This is a genomic window from Winslowiella iniecta (assembly GCF_001267535.1).
Lineage (GTDB): Bacteria > Pseudomonadota > Gammaproteobacteria > Enterobacterales > Enterobacteriaceae > Erwinia > Erwinia iniecta.
Genome location: NZ_JRXE01000025.1, coordinates 6220 through 25709, shown reverse-complemented (window position 1 = coordinate 25709; position 19490 = coordinate 6220). Strand labels below are relative to the sequence as shown.

Genomic DNA, 19490 nt, shown 5'->3' with positions numbered 1-19490 from the left:
GTCCATTATAAAGCGCAAGGATCGACCAGGATCTAATCGTGATCGATTGCAGGGAATTTGCGGAAATAACGTGATGGCACCAAGAAAAATCATCGAATACAGACGATCCTGAATGCCTTTTGAGCGGGTTGGCGTAAACTTATCGGCGCGATGCTGTCCTGTGGATAAAATGGATAAAAACTGTGTAGAAAGTGAAGATCTCTGGCGCGCTTTGCGCTATGATCCGCCCTTCCGCTAACGATCCAATCAGCGATCGTGATCGGGATTAACCGCAGATAGCGGTTCGTATGCGTATCGTCTGCATGCGTCAACAATGATGAATTTATCGTTTCAGCGCCTTTTTTCTTATCGATTTTGTTCGAGTGGAGTCCGCCGTGTCACTTTCGCTTTGGCAACAGTGTCTTGCCCGTCTGCAGGATGAGCTACCTGCCACAGAATTCAGCATGTGGATACGCCCGTTACAGGCTGAACTGAATGACAATACACTGGCCTTGTATGCACCTAACCGGTTTGTACTCGACTGGGTTCGTGATAAGTATCTGAATAATATCAACGGACTACTAAATGAGTTTTGTGGCACGGATGCACCATTACTGCGTTTTGAAGTTGGCAGTAAGCCTGTGACTCAAACCATCAGTCAACCGGTGGCGGCGACCGCCAGCGTCAGTGCGCCACCTGCTCCGGCAGGCGTGCGTCCGGCACCTTCACGCCCGAGCTGGGACAATGTTCCGGCTCCTGCGGAGCTGTCTTACCGCTCGAACGTCAATACCAAACATAACTTCGATAACTTCGTCGAAGGTAAATCGAACCAGCTGGCGCGCGCAGCCGCACGTCAGGTTGCCGATAATCCCGGTGGTGCTTACAACCCGCTGTTCCTTTATGGCGGTACCGGCCTGGGTAAAACTCACCTGCTGCATGCGGTAGGTAATGGCATCATGGCGCGTAAGCCCAATGCCAAAGTGGTTTATATGCACTCCGAGCGTTTTGTGCAGGATATGGTGAAAGCGCTGCAAAATAATGCCATTGAAGAGTTCAAGCGCTATTATCGCTCTGTCGATGCGCTGCTAATCGATGACATTCAGTTCTTCGCCAATAAAGAACGCTCGCAGGAAGAGTTTTTCCATACCTTTAATGCCCTGCTGGAAGGCAATCAGCAGATCATCCTGACGTCGGATCGCTATCCAAAAGAGATCAACGGCGTGGAAGATCGTCTGAAATCGCGTTTTGGCTGGGGCTTAACGGTCGCTATCGAGCCACCGGAACTGGAAACGCGCGTGGCGATTCTGATGAAGAAAGCCGACGAAAATGACATTCGCCTGCCGGGCGAAGTGGCGTTCTTTATTGCCAAGCGTCTGCGTTCCAACGTGCGCGAGCTGGAAGGGGCACTGAACCGTGTGATTGCTAACGCCAACTTTACTGGCCGTGCGATCACCATCGATTTTGTGCGCGAAGCGCTGCGCGATCTGCTGGCGCTGCAGGAAAAACTGGTCACTATCGACAATATTCAGAAGACAGTGGCCGAGTATTACAAAATCAAAGTGGCCGATCTGCTCTCCAAACGTCGTTCTCGTTCAGTGGCGCGTCCGCGTCAGATGGCGATGGCGATGGCGAAAGAGCTGACCAACCACAGTTTGCCGGAAATCGGTGATGCTTTCGGGGGTCGCGACCACACGACCGTGCTGCATGCCTGCCGTAAAATCGAGCAGCTACGCGAAGAGAGTCACGACATTAAAGAAGATTTCTCAAATTTAATCAGAACATTATCTTCCTGACGCTATGAAATTTATTGTAGAACGCGAGCATTTACTTAAACCGTTACAGCAAGTCAGCAGCCCGTTAGGTGGCCGCCCAACGCTGCCTATTCTTGGTAACCTGCTGCTGCAGGTTAATGAAGGCAGCCTGCTGTTGACCGGTACAGATTTAGAAATGGAAATGGTAGCGCGGGTGGCGCTGGCGCAGCCGCATGAACCGGGCGCCACCACCGTACCGGCGCGCAAATTTTTTGATATCTGCCGCGGCTTGCCGGAAGGCGCAGAAATCACCGTGGTGCTGGAAGGCGACAGAATGCTGGTGCGCTCAGGGCGTAGCCGCTTCTCGCTGTCGACGCTGCCTGCCAGCGACTTCCCGAATCTTGATGACTGGCAAAGTGAAGTTGAATTCACCCTGCCACAGGCCACGCTGAAACGCCTGATTGAAGCCACGCAGTTCTCCATGGCGCATCAGGACGTTCGTTACTACCTGAACGGTATGCTGTTCGAAACTGAAGGTGAAGAGCTGCGTACTGTGGCCACCGACGGCCACCGCCTGGCGGTTTGTTCGATGCCGGTCGGCCAGTCGTTGCCAAACCATTCGGTGATCGTGCCGCGTAAAGGAGTGATTGAGCTGGTACGTCTGCTGGATGGTGGTGAAACGCCGTTGCAGGTGCAGATTGGCAGCAATAACATCCGTGCCCATGTCGGTGACTTTATTTTCACCTCCAAACTGGTGGATGGTCGCTTCCCCGACTATCGTCGCGTACTGCCGAAAAACCCGGACAAAACGCTGGATGCGGGCTGCGATCTGCTGAAGCAGGCGTTTGCCCGTGCCGCGATCCTCTCTAATGAGAAGTTCCGCGGTGTTCGCCTGTATATCAGCGAAAATCAGCTGAAAATTACCGCGAATAACCCCGAGCAGGAAGAAGCGGAAGAGATTCTCGACGTCACCTACGGCGGCACCGATCTGGAAATTGGCTTTAACGTCAGTTACGTGCTGGATGTGCTTAATGCACTGAAATGTGAAAACGTGCGTTTACTGCTGACCGATTCAGTTTCCAGCGTGCAGATCGAAGATGCCGCCAGTCAGTCGGCGGCCTATGTCGTCATGCCGATGCGCTTGTAATTATCGTAGGGGAGGCGTTCTCGCCTCCCGTGCCGAGACTTTGCACCGTGCCAGTCATGATAAGGGAGCCGATAACGGCTCCACTACAAGTCAGCGGAATTTCTTCATTTATGGCTTTAACCCGCCTTCTTATCAAAGACTTCCGCAATATCGAAAATGCGGATCTTGCGCTTGCGCCAGGTTTTAACTTTTTAGTTGGCGCCAATGGCAGTGGCAAAACCAGCGTGCTTGAAGCCATCTATACCCTGGGTCATGGTCGCGCCTTTCGCAGCTTGCAGGCCGGACGTGTGATTCGCCATGAGCAGGATGCGTTTGTGCTGCATGGTCGTATTGACTCCGCCGGGCGTGAAATGTCGGTGGGCCTGACGAAAAATCGTCAGGGTGACAGCAAAGTGCGCATTGACGGCAGTGACGGCCATAAAGTCGCTGAGCTGGCGCAACTGTTGCCGATGCAGCTGATCACTCCCGAAGGTTTTACCTTACTCAACGGTGGGCCTAAGTACCGCCGTGCCTATATTGACTGGGGTTGTTTCCATAATGAGCCGGGGTTCTTTACCGCCTGGAGCAACCTGCGTCGACTGTTGAAACAGCGCAATGCCGCGTTGCGGCAGGTGTCACGCTATCAACAGATTCGCGCCTGGGATCAGGAGCTGGCACCGCTGGCGGAGCAGATAAGCCGCTGGCGTGCAGAATACAGTGAAGCGATCTCGGCGGATATTACCGCCACCTGCGCACAATTTTTGCCTGAGTTTCAACTGAGTTTCTCTTTCCAGCGCGGCTGGGATAAAGAGAGTGACTATGCCGGGCTGCTGGAAAGGCAGTTTGAGCGCGATCGGGCGTTAACGTATACCGCCAGCGGCCCGCATAAAGCCGATTTCCGCATTCGTGCTGAAGGGACGCCGGTGGAAGATTTACTGTCACGCGGGCAATTAAAGCTGCTGATGTGCGCTTTACGCCTGGCGCAGGGTGAGTTTCTCACCCGACAGAACGGGCGACGTTGCCTGTATCTGATAGATGATTTTGCCTCTGAGCTGGACGAGAGTCGTCGCCGCCTGTTAGCGGCGCGTCTGAAGGCCACTCAGGCCCAGGTTTTTGTCAGTGCCATCGGTTCGGAACACGTCATCGATATGACTGATGAAAAGGGCAAGATGTTCCACGTGGAACAGGGTAAAATAGCAGTTCAACCTGAAGATTAAATGAGCGAGAAACGTTGATGTCGAATTCTTATGACTCCTCAAGTATCAAAGTTCTGAAAGGGCTTGATGCGGTACGCAAACGCCCGGGTATGTATATCGGCGATACGGATGACGGCACCGGTCTGCATCACATGGTATTCGAGGTTGTGGATAACGCCATCGACGAAGCACTCGCCGGGCACTGTAGCGATATCACCGTTACAATTCATGCTGATAACTCTGTCTCCGTACAGGATGATGGCCGTGGTATTCCTACCGGCATCCATGAAGAAGAGGGTGTTTCTGCTGCTGAAGTCATCATGACGGTACTGCATGCTGGCGGTAAGTTTGATGACAACTCCTACAAAGTTTCCGGCGGTCTGCATGGCGTGGGCGTTTCGGTAGTTAATGCCCTGTCGCAAAAACTGGAACTGACCATTCGTCGCGATGGCAAAGTCCATCAGCAGACTTACGTGCACGGTGTGCCGCAGTCACCGCTGGCCGTTTCGGGTGAAACTGAAGCCACCGGTACTCGCGTGCGTTTCTGGCCAAGTCATGAAACCTTTACCAACGTCACTGATTTCGAATATGAAATCCTGGCGAAACGTCTGCGTGAGCTCTCCTTCCTGAACTCCGGCGTCTCGATTCGTCTGGAAGATAAGCGTGACGGTAAGAACGACCACTACCACTATGAAGGTGGTATCAAGGCGTTTGTTGAATACCTGAACAAAAACAAAACCCCAATCCATCCGAACGTGTTCTATTTCTCTACGGAAAAAGATGGCATTGGTGTGGAAGTGGCGCTGCAGTGGAACGATGGATTCCAGGAAAACATCTACTGCTTTACCAACAATATTCCACAGCGCGATGGTGGTACCCACCTTGCGGGCTTCCGTGCGGCGATGACCCGTACGCTGAACGCCTATATGGATAAAGAAGGCTACAGCAAGAAAGCCAAAGTCAGCGCGACCGGTGACGATGCGCGTGAAGGCCTGATTGCAGTCGTGTCGGTTAAAGTGCCGGATCCGAAATTCTCTTCACAGACCAAAGACAAACTGGTCTCTTCTGAAGTGAAATCGGCGGTTGAGCAGCAGATGAACGAACTGCTGGCTGAATACCTGCTGGAAAATCCGTCTGACGCGAAAATTGTTGTTGGCAAAATCATTGATGCTGCGCGTGCCCGTGAAGCCGCACGTCGTGCGCGTGAAATGACCCGCCGTAAAGGCGCGCTGGATCTGGCTGGTCTGCCAGGCAAACTGGCGGATTGTCAGGAGCGCGACCCGGCGTTGTCCGAAATCTACCTGGTGGAGGGTGATTCTGCAGGCGGTTCCGCTAAGCAGGGTCGTAACCGTAAAAACCAGGCGATTCTGCCGTTGAAAGGTAAAATCCTTAACGTTGAAAAAGCGCGTTTCGACAAAATGCTCTCGTCGCAGGAAGTCGCCACGCTGATCACCGCGCTGGGTTGTGGCATTGGCCGCGACGAATACAACCCGGACAAGCTGCGTTATCACAGCATTATCATCATGACCGATGCTGACGTCGACGGCTCGCACATCCGTACGCTGCTGTTGACCTTTTTCTATCGCCAGATGCCAGAAATTGTTGAGCGTGGCCACGTTTACATTGCCCAGCCACCGCTGTACAAAGTAAAAAAAGGCAAGCAAGAACAGTACATTAAAGACGATGAAGCGATGGACCAGTATCAGATCGCTATCGCGCTGGACGGCGCGACACTGCACACCAATGCCGATGCACCGGCACTGGGTGGTGAGCAACTGGAAACGCTGGTGGCTGAGTTCAACAGTACGCAGAAAATGATTAAGCGTATGGAGCGTCGTTTCCCGGTCGCGTTGCTTAATTCCCTGATTTATCATCCAACTTTAAGCGATCTGAGCAATGAAACTGCGGTGCAGAGCTGGATCGAAAGTCTGGTGATTTACCTCAATGAGAAAGAGCAGCATGGCAGTACCTACAATGCGGTAGTGCGTGAAAATCGTGAACTGCATCTGTTCGAACCGGTGCTGCGCATTCGTACCCACGGTGTCGATACCGATTATCCGCTGGATAACGAATTTATGCTGGGTGGCGAATATCGCAAAATCTGCACGCTGGGTGAGAAACTGCGTGGCCTGATCGAGGAAGACGCCTTTATCGAACGTGGTGAGCGTCGTCAGCCGATTGCCAGCTTTGAGCAGGCACTGGAGTGGCTGGTGAAAGAATCACGTCGTGGGCTTTCCGTACAGCGCTATAAAGGTCTGGGTGAGATGAACCCGGATCAGCTGTGGGAAACCACCATGGATCCGGACAGCCGTCGTATGTTACGCGTGACGGTAAAAGATGCCATCGCGGCTGACCAGCTGTTCACCACCCTGATGGGTGATGCGGTTGAACCGCGTCGTGCATTTATTGAAGAGAATGCGCTAAAAGCGGCGAATATCGATATTTAATCGCCGCGGTAACGTGGATAAAAAGGAACGGCAACTGCCGTTCCTTTTTTTTACTCCTGTATTTCCGGAGGGGGTAACACAAATTTATAGCCTTTGCCCCAAACAGTCAGAATACGTTCAGGTGCGCTCGGATTAGCCTCGATTTTGATCCGCAGCCGGTTGATATGGGTATTCACTGTATGCTCGTAACCATCATGCTGATAACCCCAGACCTGATTCAGCAGATTGAGTCGGGAAAATACCTTCCCGGGGTTTTTGGCAAAATGGTAGAGCAGATCAAATTCACGCGGCGTGAGATCGATATTGCGTTGAAGCAGCTGCACTTCACGCGAAATCGGGTCGATAGTCAGGTCAGCGATATTTAATTTTCCCGCTTCTCTGCGCAGATTGGTGGTCATCGCTTCCTGGCGACGAAACAGTGCTTTGATACGCGCCATTAGTTCCAGCATCGAAAATGGTTTGGTCAGGTAATCATCTGCGCCCAGCTCCAGCTCTAATACCCGATGAACCTCACTGGAGTGTGCGCTGATAATAATAATCGGCGTGTAATTGGGCATCAGGCGTGCGCGGCGACACATTTCAAGGCCATCAACCCCCGGTAACATAAGATCTAAAATTAAGGCATCCCAGCCCCCCTGTTCCAGTAACAAGACGCCAGAATTCACATCAGTCGCGTGACTGATTTCATATTCTCCGTTGCGTATATTAAGTTGCAGAAGTTCAGCGATGTTGCTGTCATTTTCTACAATTAATATCTTTTTTGATCCCATCATCACTCATTGGCCTGTGCTTACGTCCTGCAAACTCGAACGGTGATAGTACATAACTTCATCACTGCGAGTTATCACATTTTGTTTAACTTACGTGAAAGATCGGTGAAGATTAGGGAAATTAACAGATTTTTATTTTCCGCAGTGCGATTTTTTATATATTTTATTTGTTTTTAATACGCAGGAGTTTCTTTGTCCGTTATAAGTGCGAAGTGCTGTCAGCCAATCAGACACTTGTCACATATTCCGCATTAATCAGGCTGGTCAATGTGAGCGGGATCGCGCTAGCATGAACAACAAACCGTGATCTGACGAGGATGTTATGGCGATAAAACTGATTGCAATTGATATGGATGGCACGTTACTTAACCATCAACACCTGATTACGCCGCGCGTGAAAGAGGCGATTGGCCAGGCCCGGGACAAAGGTGTGCATGTGGTACTGGCAACCGGACGACCTTTTATCGGCGTACAGCGTTACCTGATGGAGCTGGATTTGCAGCAGGAAGGTCAGTTCTGTATTACTAACAACGGTGCGCTGGTGCAGCGCGCGGTTAATGGTGACTGTATCGCCGAAGTGACCCTCTCGTTTGCTGATTATCTCTATTTTGAGCAACTTTCTCGTCAGCTGGGCGTTCATTTCCAGGCGCTGGATAAATCACTGTTGTATACCGCAAACAAAGATATCAGTGAATTTACCATCCATGAGGCGTCGCTGACCGGCATTCCATTGCGCTATCGCAGCGTGGAAGAGATGGACCGCAGCTTGACTTTCCCGAAAGTGATGATGATCGATCCGCCGGAGATTCTGGACGAAGCGATTAAGCGCCTGCCGCCGGAAGCACGCGAGAATTATACCATTCTGAAAAGCGCGCCTTATTATCTGGAAATTCTTCATAAACAAGTTAATAAAGGTGCCGGAGTTAAAGCGCTGGCCGACCAGCTGGGTCTGTCGCGCGATGAAGTGATGGCGATTGGCGATCAGGAGAACGATCTGGCGATGCTGGAATTTGCCGGCACTGGTGTTGCGATGGGCAATGGTATTGATTCGGTAAAAGCCATCAGTCAGTTTGTCACTAAAACCAATATGGAAGAGGGTGTCGCGCACGCTATTGAGAAGTTCGTTCTGTAATTCCTGCCTTATTTCCGGGTCACGTCGCGTGGCCCGTTATCCAATCCGACCTGAATATTGCTTGCTAAATCTCTGTTAGCGGGCTGTCCGTTTTGTGATCTGCATTGTAGTACAATATATTAATGTAGTACTACAATGGTCGCATCATCCCGTTATGACGATTTAAGGACATGATGTGACCAGCTATATCGCTATCGACTGGGGCTCAACCCATTTGCGTGCCTGGCATTACCGGCAGGGTGAATGCATTGATCAGCGGCGTTCAGAAGCGGGCGTTACCCGGCTTGCAGGTCGCAGCCCGGCAGAGGTGTTTGCCAGCGTGACCGAAGGCTGGCCGGTGGATCAGCTTCCGGTGGTGATGGCCGGTATGGTTGGCAGCAATGCTGGCTGGCAGGCGGTTCCCTATTTGCCCTGTCCGGTTTCGCTAACGCAGCTGGCGACGCGCCTGAATCGTGTGGCAGGAAAAGCGTGGATTGTGCCGGGATTGTGCCTCGAACGCCGTGATAATCACAATATTATGCGGGGTGAAGAGACCCAGCTCCTGGGGGCGGTAAACCTCGCGGCCGCGACAACCTATGTGCTGCCCGGCACCCATGCCAAATGGGTGCAGGCTGACGGCGATACCGTCCATGATTTTCGCAGCGTGATGACCGGCGAACTGCATCATCTGCTGCTGCAACATTCCCTGCTGGGTGCCGGGCTGCCGCCACAGCAGCCTGATAACGCTGCATTCCGCGATGGGCTGGAAACCGGTTGTAACGACCGCAGTATTCTCTCGCGTCTGTTTGAAGTGCGTGCCGCACATGTGCTGGGTTCACGTCCCGCTGAATCGACCAGTGAATTCCTGTCCGGCCTGCTGATTGGCCACGAAGTCGCGCAAATGCAGCAGCAATTCGCCCTGAATCGTCGCCAGCCGCTAACGCTGATTGCCGACGGCTCGCTGGCAGAGCGCTATCAACAGGCGATGACATTTGCCGGTATTCCGGCGCAACGACTGGGTGGTGATGACGCTTTCCAGCATGGAATAAGGAGTATTGCCGATGAACTGGCCGACTAAGTTGCCATTAATCGCCATTCTGCGTGGTATCCAACCGGAAGAGGTGGAGGCGCACGTCAGCGCACTGATTGCCGCCGGATTCGATGCAATTGAAATCCCGCTGAATTCGCCGCAGTGGCAACGCAGTATTGCTCAGATGGTGCAGCGCTATGGCCAGCAGGCGCTGATTGGCGCGGGCACGGTACTGACGCCCGAACAGGTCGACATATTGAGTGATATCGGCAGCCAACTGGTGGTGACGCCCAATACCGATCCGGCCGTGATTCGCCGCGCGGCAGAAAAAAAGATGACCATTGCCGCCGGTTGCGCCACCGCGTCTGAAGCTTTTAGCGCGTTGCAGGCTGGTGCTCAGGCGCTGAAAATTTTTCCGTCGTCAGCATTTGGACCGGATTACATCAAAGCGCTGAAAGCGGTACTGCCGCCGGAAATACCGGTGTTTGCCGTGGGCGGCGTCACGCCGCAAAACCTGCAGGACTTTCTGGCTGCGGGCTGCACGGGGGCAGGTCTGGGTAGCGATCTGTATCGCGCAGGCCAGCCGGTTTCGCACACCGCCGCCAAAGCACAGGCTTTTGTAGACGCTTATAAGGAAGCTATACGATGAAAATTACCAAACTGACCACTTATCGCCTGCCACCACGCTGGATGTTCCTGAAAATCGAAACCGATGAGGGCATTGTTGGCTGGGGCGAACCGGTCATTGAAGGGCGCGCGCGCAGTGTTGAAGCGGCGGTACATGAATTTTCTGATTATCTGATCGGTCAGGACCCGGCACGGATTAATGACCTGTGGCAGGTAATGTACCGCGGCGGATTTTATCGTGGTGGCGCGATTCTGATGAGCGCCATCGCCGGTATCGACCAGGCATTGTGGGATATCAAAGGGAAAGCGCTGGGCGTGCCGGTTTATCAGCTGCTTGGCGGTCTGGTACGCGACAATATCAAGGCCTACAGCTGGGTTGGCGGCGATCGACCGGCAGAGGTGATTGAAGGCATCAGGAAGCTGCGCGCCATCGGCTTTGATACGTTTAAGCTGAACGGGTGCGAAGAGCTGGGGATTATTGATAACTCGCGCAAAATCGATGCGGCGGTCAATACCGTGGCGCAAATCCGTGAAGCCTTTGGCAACCAGATTGAGTTTGGCCTCGATTTCCACGGGCGCGTGCATGCGCCGATGGCAAAGGTACTGATCAAAGAGCTGGAGCCGTATCGCCCGCTGTTTATTGAGGAACCGGTGCTGGCTGAACAAGCGGAATATTATCCGCGCCTTGCCGCGCAAACCCATCTGCCGATTGCTGCCGGTGAACGGATGTATTCCCGCTTTGAATTTAAACGCGTGCTGGATGCGGGTGGGCTGGCGATTCTGCAACCCGACTTGTCTCACGCGGGCGGCATAACCGAGTGCGTAAAAATTGCCAGCATGGCGGAAGCTTACGATGTGGCGCTGGCACCGCACTGTCCGCTCGGCCCGCTGGCGCTGGCTGCCTGTCTGCATGTGGATTTTGTCTCGCGCAATGCGGTGTTCCAGGAGCAAAGCATGGGCATTCACTACAACAAAGGTGCTGAGCTACTGGATTACGTGGTCAATAAAGAGGACTTCAGCATGAGCAACGGCCATTTTGCACCGCTGAACAAACCGGGGCTGGGCGTGGAAATTAATGAGCAACTGGTGATTGAGCGCAGCCAGCAGGCGACAGACTGGCGTAATCCACTGTGGCGTTATCCCGATGGTTCCGTCGCAGAATGGTAATTCAACCAGCTAATAATAATTCTTAGATAGCTTAAATCATTCGAGTTGCAGCCAGTCTGGCCGAGGCCTGACGTATTACGGACAACACCAGTGGTTAATAAACCTCGCGTCGTGTGCGGGCGGCTTGCTGCTGCCCCGCTAGCGATACGCGAATAAAAGAGGTTGTTATGATGAACACCGACCTGTACTCCTCAACGCTAAAACAACTCAACGCCAAAATAATACCGTTTATCGTGATCTGTTATTTTGTCGCCAATCTGGATAAAACCAATATTTCGATAGCCGCCTTGCAGATGAATGCCGATTTAGGCTTATCCGCCAGTATGTACGGGCTCGGCGTCGGCATGTTTTATATCTCCTATATTATTTTCGAGCTGCCAAGCAATATCATCATGACCCGCGTCGGCGCACGCATCTGGATTGCCCGCATTATGATTACCTGGGGCATCGTCAGCACCGGTATGGCATTTGTTCATTCGGCTAATCAGTTATATGTAATGCGCTTTTTGCTCGGTATGGCGGAAGCGGGCTTTACCCCCGGCATTATCTACTACATCTCCTGCTGGTTTCCGAAAAGCAACCGCGCTCGCGCCATGTCATTTTTCTATATGGGCTCAGTGGCCGCATCGATCATTGGATTGCCGGTTTCCGGCGCGATTCTCAATATGCACGGTATTGCTGATGTTGCTGGCTGGCGCTGGCTGTTTGCCATTGAAGGTATTCCGGCGGTTGTGCTGGGGGTACTGGTGTTGTGGCGCTTACCCGATACACCGGCGCAGGCCAGCTGGCTGAATCCGCAACAGAAAAGCTGGTTACAGCAGCGATTGCAACAGGACAATGTCGGCGTAGAGATCGGAAAAAATCACTCCTGGCTTAGCGCGCTGAAAAATAAAACTGTGCTGCTGTTAAGTCTGGTGTGGTTCTTACAGGCATTTGGATCGATCGGCATTACCTTATTTATGCCGTTAATTATAAAAAGTATGGCCGCCGAGCAGAGTAATTTTGTTATCAGTCTGCTTTCCGCGGTGCCGTTTATTTTTGCCTGCCTATTTATGTATTTAAATGGCCGTCATTCGGATAAAACCGGCGAGCGTTCATGGCATCTGGGATTACCGCTGATATTTTCCGGCCTGTCGCTGGCGATTGCCATCTGGTCTGGCAGTCTGCTGCTCTCCTATCTGCTGCTGATCTTAACCGTCGGCTTTAACTTTGCGCTGACGCCGATTTTTTGGGCGGTCACCACGGAAAAACTGGCTGGCGTGGCTGCTGCCGCTTCCATTGCCTTTATCAATACTGTCGCCAACTTTGTCGGCCTTGGTCTGCCGCCGATCCTCGGCAAAATCAAGGATCTGACCAACAGCTATCACTACGGTCTGCTTATCGTCGCGCTGGCGCTGATGATTGGCGGCATCATTGGCATTCTGGTGTCGCGTCCGCCTCGCCATTCCACCCCCAACACACTCTCTCAGGCACCAAAATGAAACCGAAAATCTTGCTACAGGCGGCGCTACCCGCGCCGTTAATCGCCGAACTGCAACAACGCTACCAGCTGATCGACTATCAGACACTGACGGCAGCGGATTTTGCCGCCATGGCCGCAGACTTTCAGTTGCTGCTGACCAATGGCGAAGCCACGGTGACGCGGGAACTCATCGCCGCGCTCCCAAACCTGGCGCTGATTGCGGTATTTGGCGTCGGCTATGACGGCGTGGATGTGGTGGCCGCGCGTGAGCACCAGGTCGCAGTCACCCATACGCCGGGGGTGCTGACCGATGATGTCGCGGATCTGGCGATGGGGCTGATGCTGGCCACCTCCAGGCAGATTGTGGCGGCGCAACAGTTTATTCAGCAGGGAGGCTGGGCGCAGGGCGGTTATCCGTGGACGCGCAAAGTGTCGGGGTCGCGGCTGGGTATTGTCGGCCTTGGTCGCATCGGTATGGCGGTGGCGAAACGCGCGCAGGGCTTTGATATGTCGATTGCTTACTGCAACCGCACGCCGCTGGCCGATGCGCCCTGGCACTATCAGCCGGATTTGCTGACGCTGGCACAGCAGAGTGACTATTTGCTGCTCTGCACCCCAGGCGGTGCCAGCACCCGCCATCTGATTAATCGGCCGGTACTTGATGCACTGGGTAAACAGGGCACGTTAATCAATATTTCGCGCGGCAGTGTGGTGGATCAGCAGGCGCTGATCGCCGCGCTGGACGAAGGTACGCTGGGTGCCGCCGGGCTGGATGTGTTTGATGATGAGCCACGCGTGCCAGAGGCGCTGCAAAATCGTGCCAATGTGGTGATCACACCGCATATAGCGAGTGCCACCTGGTCGACGCGTCAGGCGATGTCGCAACGGGTACTGGATAACGTGCGGGCATATTTTGCCGGTCATCCGCTGGTCACGCCGATACCCTAATGGCAGCGAATGTTTTACCCTTAACAGAACCACCGTGAAGGGTAAAACACATGACGGAAAAACAGCTTACTTTTGATGACCGGAACCATCAGCTTACCAATATCAACGTCTGGACCGCCGACAGTCAGTGGCTGGTTTATGATCTGCGCCCGTCCGGCGCGTCGTTTACCAGCCTGACGGTTGAGCGGGTGAATTGCGCCACCGGTGCGACTGAAGTGCTGTATCAGGCCACTCAGGGGGCGCACGTCGGCGTGGTGACTGCCAGCCCTGATTTACCGCCGCGCTACGTCTGTATTCACGGGCCGGAACATCCAGACAGTCACTGGAAGTATGATTTTCACCATCGTCGCGGCGTGATTATTCAGCACGGCCAGGCGGAAAACCTCGATGCCTGTGATATCACCGCGCCTTTTACCCCAGGCGCGTTGCGCGGGGGGTCGCATGTGCACGTGTTCAGTCCTGATGGCTCGCATCTGAGTTTTACCTATAACGATCATGTGATGCATGAATGGGATGCCAGCGAAGATTTACGTAACGTTGGCGTGGCGGTGCCGCTGCATGCGGTCTGCCCGGTCAAACAGCATCCACGGGAATATGACGGCAGCCATTTCTGCGTGCTGGTCAGTCAGACCAGATCAAAACCGACGCCGGGAAGCGATGAGATTAACCGCGCTTACGAAGAGGGTTGGGTTGGCAATCAGGGCTACCGCAAGCCGGACGGCAGCCAGCAGCGCTGGGCGCTGGCGTTTATCGGCGATACGCTGAGCAGCGCAGGTGACAGGCTGGCGGAGGTGTTTATTGTTGATCTGCCGGAAAAAATGCAGGATTACGCGCTGGCGGGCGACTGGCCGCTGGAAGGCAGTGAGACGCGCTTACCGGCTCCGCCGCGTGGCGTGCAGCAGCGTCGCCTGACGTTTAGCGCCGAACGCCGCTATCCTGGGCTTGTCAGCCAGCCGCGCCACTGGTTGCGCGCCTCGCCGGATGGCAGCGCGATTGCCTTTCTGATGAAAGATGATCACGGCATTGTCCAGCTGTGGACCGTCTCGCCGAATGGTGGCACACCGCAACAGATTACCCGCAGCGCCAGTGATATTCAGTCGGCTTTCAGCTGGCACCCGAAACGTAACGCGCTGGCGTTTATCTGCGATAACAGCGTGATGTTATGCGAGGTCGTCAGCGGGAAGATGCAAAGATTAACGTCACGCAGTGACAGCGCACCGAGCGGTGATGCCGTGGTGATATCGCCAGACGGTCAGCAGGTGGCTTATATGCGCGATATCAACGGCTACCGGCAAATCTTTACGGCTGCGATTGGTTAGCCGCCAGCGGTGCGCTTTCATTCATGCTGTCATAGGTTTGCGACAGTTTTTCACTTTGCAGCACACGTTCGCGCGGAGAGTCTTTCGCTTTATTATCATCCGAGCGGGCGTAGTCCCACGGCAACAAGAGCGTATCCATTAAGGCGGAAAATGGCAGGTCGATTACCGCCAGTGGCTTAAGCGCCCAACTGGTCTGGTCATCGGCGATAATGGCGGCGCTGGCACGTGTGCCGGGGTAGTAACCCTGGCTGGCGCCAGTGTGTGACATCACACTCGAACAACCGGTGGTGCCTGCCAGTGAACAGCAAGCGAATAAACCCGCTAAGTGGTAAGCCTTGATTGCTTTCATCTTAATTATCCCTTCAGTCATGGACGCAGTGCCTGGCTGAGTTTCCTCGCCGACGAGCAGGGAAACTTCCCGGTTACTCTGTGGTAACTCTTGCTCGATTCTCAACGATGTCTCTGCTGAGTGTATGCCATTTAACACGAGATGGTTAAAAAATTTACAGGGCCAGGCCTTGAAAGCGGCAGGATTGTCACCATTCTTAAATCACGGTCACAAAAGAGTACGCCGACAGGGTGCTGCTTTTGTGGCTGACAGCCTGTCCATTGGGGAAGGTTGTTAACTCACTCGCTGAAATTCAGGAGCTATGACTATGCGTAACTTTGATCTCTCTCCACTGTATCGATCTGCTATTGGTTTTGATCGTCTGATTAACCTGCTGGAATCCAATCAGGGCCAAAGCAATGGCGGCTACCCGCCCTATAACGTCGAGCTGGTGGATGAAAACCACTACCGAATTACCATTGCCGTGGCAGGATTTGCCCAGAGCGAACTGGATATTACCTCTCACGACAATCTGCTGATTGTGCGCGGTGCGCATGCTGAAGAGCAACCTGAGCGCCAGTATCTTTACCAGGGCATCGCCGAGCGTAACTTCGAGCGTAAATTCCAGCTGGCCGAGCACGTGCATGTGCGTGATGCACGATTAGAAAATGGCCTGCTGTATATCGATCTGGAACGCGTGGTTCCGGAAGCCATGAAACCACGCCGTATCGATATTCTCAGCTAATCGTTTCGCCGTTACAGCAGCCAGCAACCGTCTGGCTGCTGAATTATTGCTGATGCTGTCGCCTGATGCGCGACGGCGTCAGCATCCCGCCAAATACATTCAGCAACAGTCCGGCGATAATAATCATCGCCCCGGCGATCTGCATCAGCGACAAGGTTTCATCCAGCAGTAATGCTGCACTGACAATCCCCACCACCGGCACCAGTAACGCCAGCGGCGCAACCCGCCAGGTTTCATAGCGCTTCAGCAAATTTCCCCAGATGGCATAGCCGACAATCGTGGCGATAAAGGCCAAATAAATCAGCGCCATAATGGTGGTTGAGTTGATATTGGTCAGGCTGGAGACTATCGCCTGCGAGCCGTCATACAGCCATGAACATACGAGAAAAGGCCCGATCGGAACCAGTGCGCTCCATACCACCAGTGACATCACCGGCACCGGATGGTTTCGCATAATCAGCTTATTGGTGATATTACCCAGCGCCCAGGACAACGCGGCAGCCAGGGTCAGCAGCAAGGTGACGGTCGTGATACCGCCGCCGCCCGGATTCGCCATCCCGCCTTCTGCCAGCACCAGCATACCGGCCGAGGCCAGCAGAATGCCGGTAATATGGTTCCACTTGAGCTTTTCAGACAGCATCAGCGCGCCGAGCAGAATGGTGAAAAAGGCCTGAGCCTGAATCACCAGCGACGCAATACCCGCTGGCATGCCCAGTTTGATCGCCAGAAACAGAAAGGCGAACTGACCAAAACTAATGGTCATGCCATACATCACCAGCGATCTGAGCGGAATTTTGGGCGGTTTGATAAAAAATATCGCCGGAAAAGCCACCAGTGCGAACCGCAAGCCGGCCAGAAGAAAGGGCGGCATATCGTGGAGACCGACTTTAATCACCACAAAATTCACGCCCCATGCCATCACCACACAGAGAGCCAGCAACATATCTTTGACCGACATAAGTCTATCCTTCTATCCGCGCTCCCAGGCGAGGCCAGCGGTTTGCTGTTCCGGCACGCTGCCGGTTATGATGCTTACACCCCTTCCGCGTGGGCGCGCTCAATCTCTTCGGCGAGAATTTTAATGCCTTTTTCAATGGTTTCGCTGTCCGGCACGTAGTTCATGCGCATGCACTGATGGGTATGCGGCCATTCGTGTTCCAGCCCGGGAAAGAAGAAGTGGCCCGGCACCATCAATACGCCGCGCTGTTTCAGGCGCTGATAGAGTACTTCCGTGGTAATCGGCAGATCTTTAAACCACAGCCAGAGGAAAATAGCCCCTTCGGGTTTGTGGATCAGGCAGCGTTCTGCGGACAAATAGCGGCGAATGACCGCGATCGTCTCGGTTACGCGCTGCTGATAGAAAGGCTTAATCACCTCGTCAGACAGCCGCAACAGATCGCCGCGCTTAATCATTTCATTCGCAATTGCCGGTCCGATACTGCCCGGTGCCAGGCTGATAATGCCGTTCATATTACCGATCGCTGAAATGACTTTTTCGTCGCCAATAATAATGCCGCAACGGGAACCCGGCAGGCCGAGTTTGGACAGGCTCATGCACAGAATAATATTGGGGTTCCACAGCGGACGCGCATCGCTGAAGATAATGCCAGGGAAGGGAACGCCGTAAGCATTGTCGATTAACAGCGGGATATCGTGCTGTTGCGCCAGCACGTCGAGCTTCATCAGCTCTTCATCAGTAATCACATTGCCGGTCGGGTTGGTTGGACGCGAAACACAGATCAACCCGGTATCGTCGGTAATGGTTAAATGCTCGAAATCGACGTGATACTTAAACTGGCCTTCCGGCAGTAATTCAATATTGGGTTTTGCGGAAACAAACAGATCATCATCCAGCCCGGCGTCAGCATAACCGAGATATTCCGGTGCAAGTGGAAACAACACGCGCTTTTTGCTGCCATCAGCACGACGACCGGCATACAGGTTAAACAGATAGAAGAACGCGCTCTGACTGCCATTGGTTAAGGCGATGTTTTTCGGCGAAATTTGCCAGCCAAGATGTTCACGCAGCAGCGCTGCCAGCGCATCCAGCAGCACCGTTTTGCCGCGTGGCCCATCATAGTTACACAGTGCCTCAGTCAGCTTGCCTTCATCCTGCATCTGCTGCAGCAACTGCTGGAAATAGTCAGTCATCTCTGGAATTTGCGCCGGATTACCGCCGCCCAGCATCACTGTACCGGGAGTGCGTAAGCCTTCGCCCATATCTTCCATCAGGCGAGTGATGCCTGAGTGGCGGGTAAATTTGTCACCAAAAACGGAAAAGCTCATAGCGTGTAAATCATTTGTTATCGCAAAGGTGAGTCACCTTAACGCCAGAAGAAAAGGGGTGCAATGGCTATTGTGTGGCGGGGGATCTGAAAAACTGTCGGGCGGCGTTTTCGCCGCCCGAGCCACGAGATTATTTCAGCAACTGCGGGTTAACACAGTTTTTCTCAACTTTGCCGGTCAGCGCGGCAATCAGGTTATCAACCGCATCTTTCGCCATGCCGTAACGCGTTTCATGAGTTGCGGAGCCGATATGCGGCAGCGCCACGACATTCGGCAGCGACAGCAGCGGCGAGTCAGCCGGCAGCGGTTCCTGCTCGAACACGTCCAGACCGGCGGCGTGAATGATGCCATCTTTCAGTGCCTCAATCAGCGCCTGTTCGTCGACTACCGGGCCACGTCCGGCGTTGATCAGCACCGCGCTCGGCTTCATTTTTGCCAGCTGCTCGCGACCAATCAGATGATGGGTTTGCTCGGTCAGTGGCAGGCTGATGCAGAGGAAATCGGACTCTTTCAGCAGGGTATCAAGATCGCAATACTGCGCGTCGAAGCGCTGTTCCGCCGCGTCATGATGCTTACGCGCGTTATACAAAATCGGCATGCTGAAACCGAGGTGCGCACGCTGCGCCAGCGCCAGACCGATGCGGCCCATGCCAAGAATACCCAGTTTTTTATGATGCACATCGATACCAAACCAGTCCGGACCGATATTGCTTTGCCATTCGCCCGCTTTCACCCGTTCGGCCACTTCCACCACGCGACGTGCGGAAGAGAGCACCAGCGCCATCATGGTATCGGCGACGGTTTCCGTCAGTACGGTTGGCGTATGCATCAGCAGCACGCCGCGCTGATTTAACGCGTCGACATCAAAGTTGTCGTAGCCGACGGAAACGGTTGATGCGACACGCAGTTTTGGCGCTTTCGCCAGAAACTCGCTATCCACTTTGCCACCGGAACCGAGAATTCCCTCTGCCGATGCAAACGCCTCGGCGTGCTTCTCCAGGTTTTCCGCGGTCAGGCCATTGATTTCGGTCACGGTAAAGTGTTCATCAAGACGCTGGCGTAAATCGTCAGGTAAGGATTTATACAACACCACTGAAGGCTTCATGCGTTTCTCCCTGTTAAAGCAGTTGAATGTGCTGAGGGCGACATGGATGCCGCCCTGGATCGTGTGTTAACGAGGTGGCCGCTTTCAGGCGGG

Annotated in this window: 17 protein-coding genes; 12 read left to right on the top strand and 5 right to left on the bottom strand. The window is 53.7% G+C overall.

The window, feature by feature from the left end; all coding sequences use genetic code 11:
• Positions 1-374: 374 nt before the first annotated feature.
• The 4 genes from dnaA (at position 375) to gyrB (ending at position 6499) form a co-directional block, all read left to right on the top strand.
• Positions 375-1772, top strand: a complete 1398-nt coding sequence (gene dnaA / locus NG42_RS16670) for a chromosomal replication initiator protein DnaA (RefSeq protein ID WP_052901081.1) — start codon at positions 375-377, stop codon at positions 1770-1772.
• Positions 1773-1776: 4 nt separating this feature from the next.
• The gene (dnaN, locus tag NG42_RS16665; RefSeq protein ID WP_052901078.1) at positions 1777-2877 is read left to right on the top strand and encodes a DNA polymerase III subunit beta; all 1101 of its coding nucleotides are present in this window, start codon (positions 1777-1779) and stop codon (positions 2875-2877) included.
• A gap of 110 nt (positions 2878-2987) precedes the next feature.
• On the top strand, positions 2988-4073 hold the full coding sequence (recF, locus tag NG42_RS16660; RefSeq protein ID WP_052901075.1) for a DNA replication/repair protein RecF: 1086 nt from the start codon (positions 2988-2990) through the stop codon (positions 4071-4073).
• A 17-nt stretch (positions 4074-4090) separates the two neighbouring features.
• A complete protein-coding gene (gene gyrB / locus NG42_RS16655; RefSeq protein WP_052901073.1) occupies positions 4091-6499 on the top strand; it encodes a DNA topoisomerase (ATP-hydrolyzing) subunit B in 2409 nt (802 codons plus the stop codon).
• A gap of 50 nt (positions 6500-6549) precedes the next feature.
• On the opposite strand, the gene NG42_RS16650 is transcribed toward gyrB, so the two are convergent.
• Positions 6550-7272, bottom strand: coding sequence for a response regulator transcription factor (locus NG42_RS16650; RefSeq protein ID WP_052901070.1), 723 nt, complete (start codon positions 7270-7272; stop codon positions 6550-6552).
• Positions 7273-7591: 319 nt separating this feature from the next.
• Here NG42_RS16650 and yidA point away from each other — a divergent pair, with 319 nt between their 5' ends.
• The 7 genes from yidA (at position 7592) to NG42_RS16615 (ending at position 14933) form a co-directional block, all read left to right on the top strand.
• Positions 7592-8401: a sugar-phosphatase gene (gene yidA, locus NG42_RS16645; RefSeq protein WP_052901067.1), complete on the top strand. Its 810-nt coding sequence runs from the start codon at positions 7592-7594 to the stop codon at positions 8399-8401.
• A 175-nt stretch (positions 8402-8576) separates the two neighbouring features.
• Positions 8577-9458, top strand: a complete 882-nt coding sequence (locus NG42_RS16640) for a 2-dehydro-3-deoxygalactonokinase (RefSeq protein ID WP_052901064.1) — start codon at positions 8577-8579, stop codon at positions 9456-9458.
• Positions 9442-10059 (top strand): 2-dehydro-3-deoxy-6-phosphogalactonate aldolase, encoded by a 618-nt coding sequence (locus NG42_RS16635; RefSeq protein ID WP_052901061.1) that lies wholly within the window; start codon positions 9442-9444, stop codon positions 10057-10059. Before NG42_RS16640 ends, NG42_RS16635 begins: the two co-directional genes overlap by 17 nt.
• Complete coding sequence (dgoD, locus tag NG42_RS16630) at positions 10056-11204, top strand: galactonate dehydratase (RefSeq protein WP_052901059.1); 1149 nt, start codon at positions 10056-10058, stop codon at positions 11202-11204. Before NG42_RS16635 ends, dgoD begins: the two co-directional genes overlap by 4 nt.
• A 170-nt stretch (positions 11205-11374) precedes the next feature.
• Complete coding sequence (locus tag NG42_RS16625; protein ID WP_052901218.1) at positions 11375-12685, top strand: MFS transporter; 1311 nt, start codon at positions 11375-11377, stop codon at positions 12683-12685.
• Positions 12682-13614, top strand: a complete 933-nt coding sequence (locus NG42_RS16620; protein WP_052901057.1) for a 2-hydroxyacid dehydrogenase — start codon at positions 12682-12684, stop codon at positions 13612-13614. Before NG42_RS16625 ends, NG42_RS16620 begins: the two co-directional genes overlap by 4 nt.
• Before the next feature lie 50 nt (positions 13615-13664).
• Positions 13665-14933 (top strand): YidR family protein, encoded by a 1269-nt coding sequence (locus tag NG42_RS16615; RefSeq protein ID WP_052901054.1) that lies wholly within the window; start codon positions 13665-13667, stop codon positions 14931-14933.
• On the opposite strand, the gene NG42_RS16610 is transcribed toward NG42_RS16615, so the two are convergent.
• On the bottom strand, positions 14914-15282 hold the full coding sequence (locus NG42_RS16610; protein WP_052901216.1) for a YceK/YidQ family lipoprotein: 369 nt from the start codon (positions 15280-15282) through the stop codon (positions 14914-14916). The genes NG42_RS16615 and NG42_RS16610 overlap by 20 nt on opposite strands.
• A gap of 307 nt (positions 15283-15589) precedes the next feature.
• Here NG42_RS16610 and ibpA point away from each other — a divergent pair, with 307 nt between their 5' ends.
• Entirely contained in the window at positions 15590-16006 is a 417-nt protein-coding gene (ibpA, locus tag NG42_RS16605; protein WP_052901051.1) for a small heat shock chaperone IbpA, read from the top strand.
• Between the two features lie 43 nt (positions 16007-16049).
• Here the strand turns inward: ibpA and NG42_RS16600 are convergent, their stop codons facing one another.
• The 3 genes from NG42_RS16600 to ghrB all read right to left on the bottom strand — a co-directional run bounded on the left by NG42_RS16600 (position 16050) and on the right by ghrB (position 19397).
• The gene (locus NG42_RS16600; protein ID WP_052901048.1) at positions 16050-16964 is read right to left on the bottom strand and encodes an EamA family transporter; all 915 of its coding nucleotides are present in this window, start codon (positions 16962-16964) and stop codon (positions 16050-16052) included.
• A 74-nt stretch (positions 16965-17038) separates the two neighbouring features.
• Complete coding sequence (locus NG42_RS16595; RefSeq protein ID WP_052901046.1) at positions 17039-18292, bottom strand: valine--pyruvate transaminase; 1254 nt, start codon at positions 18290-18292, stop codon at positions 17039-17041.
• Positions 18293-18422: 130 nt separating this feature from the next.
• The gene (gene ghrB / locus NG42_RS16590) at positions 18423-19397 is read right to left on the bottom strand and encodes a glyoxylate/hydroxypyruvate reductase GhrB (protein WP_052901044.1); all 975 of its coding nucleotides are present in this window, start codon (positions 19395-19397) and stop codon (positions 18423-18425) included.
• Positions 19398-19490: the final 93 nt, after the last annotated feature.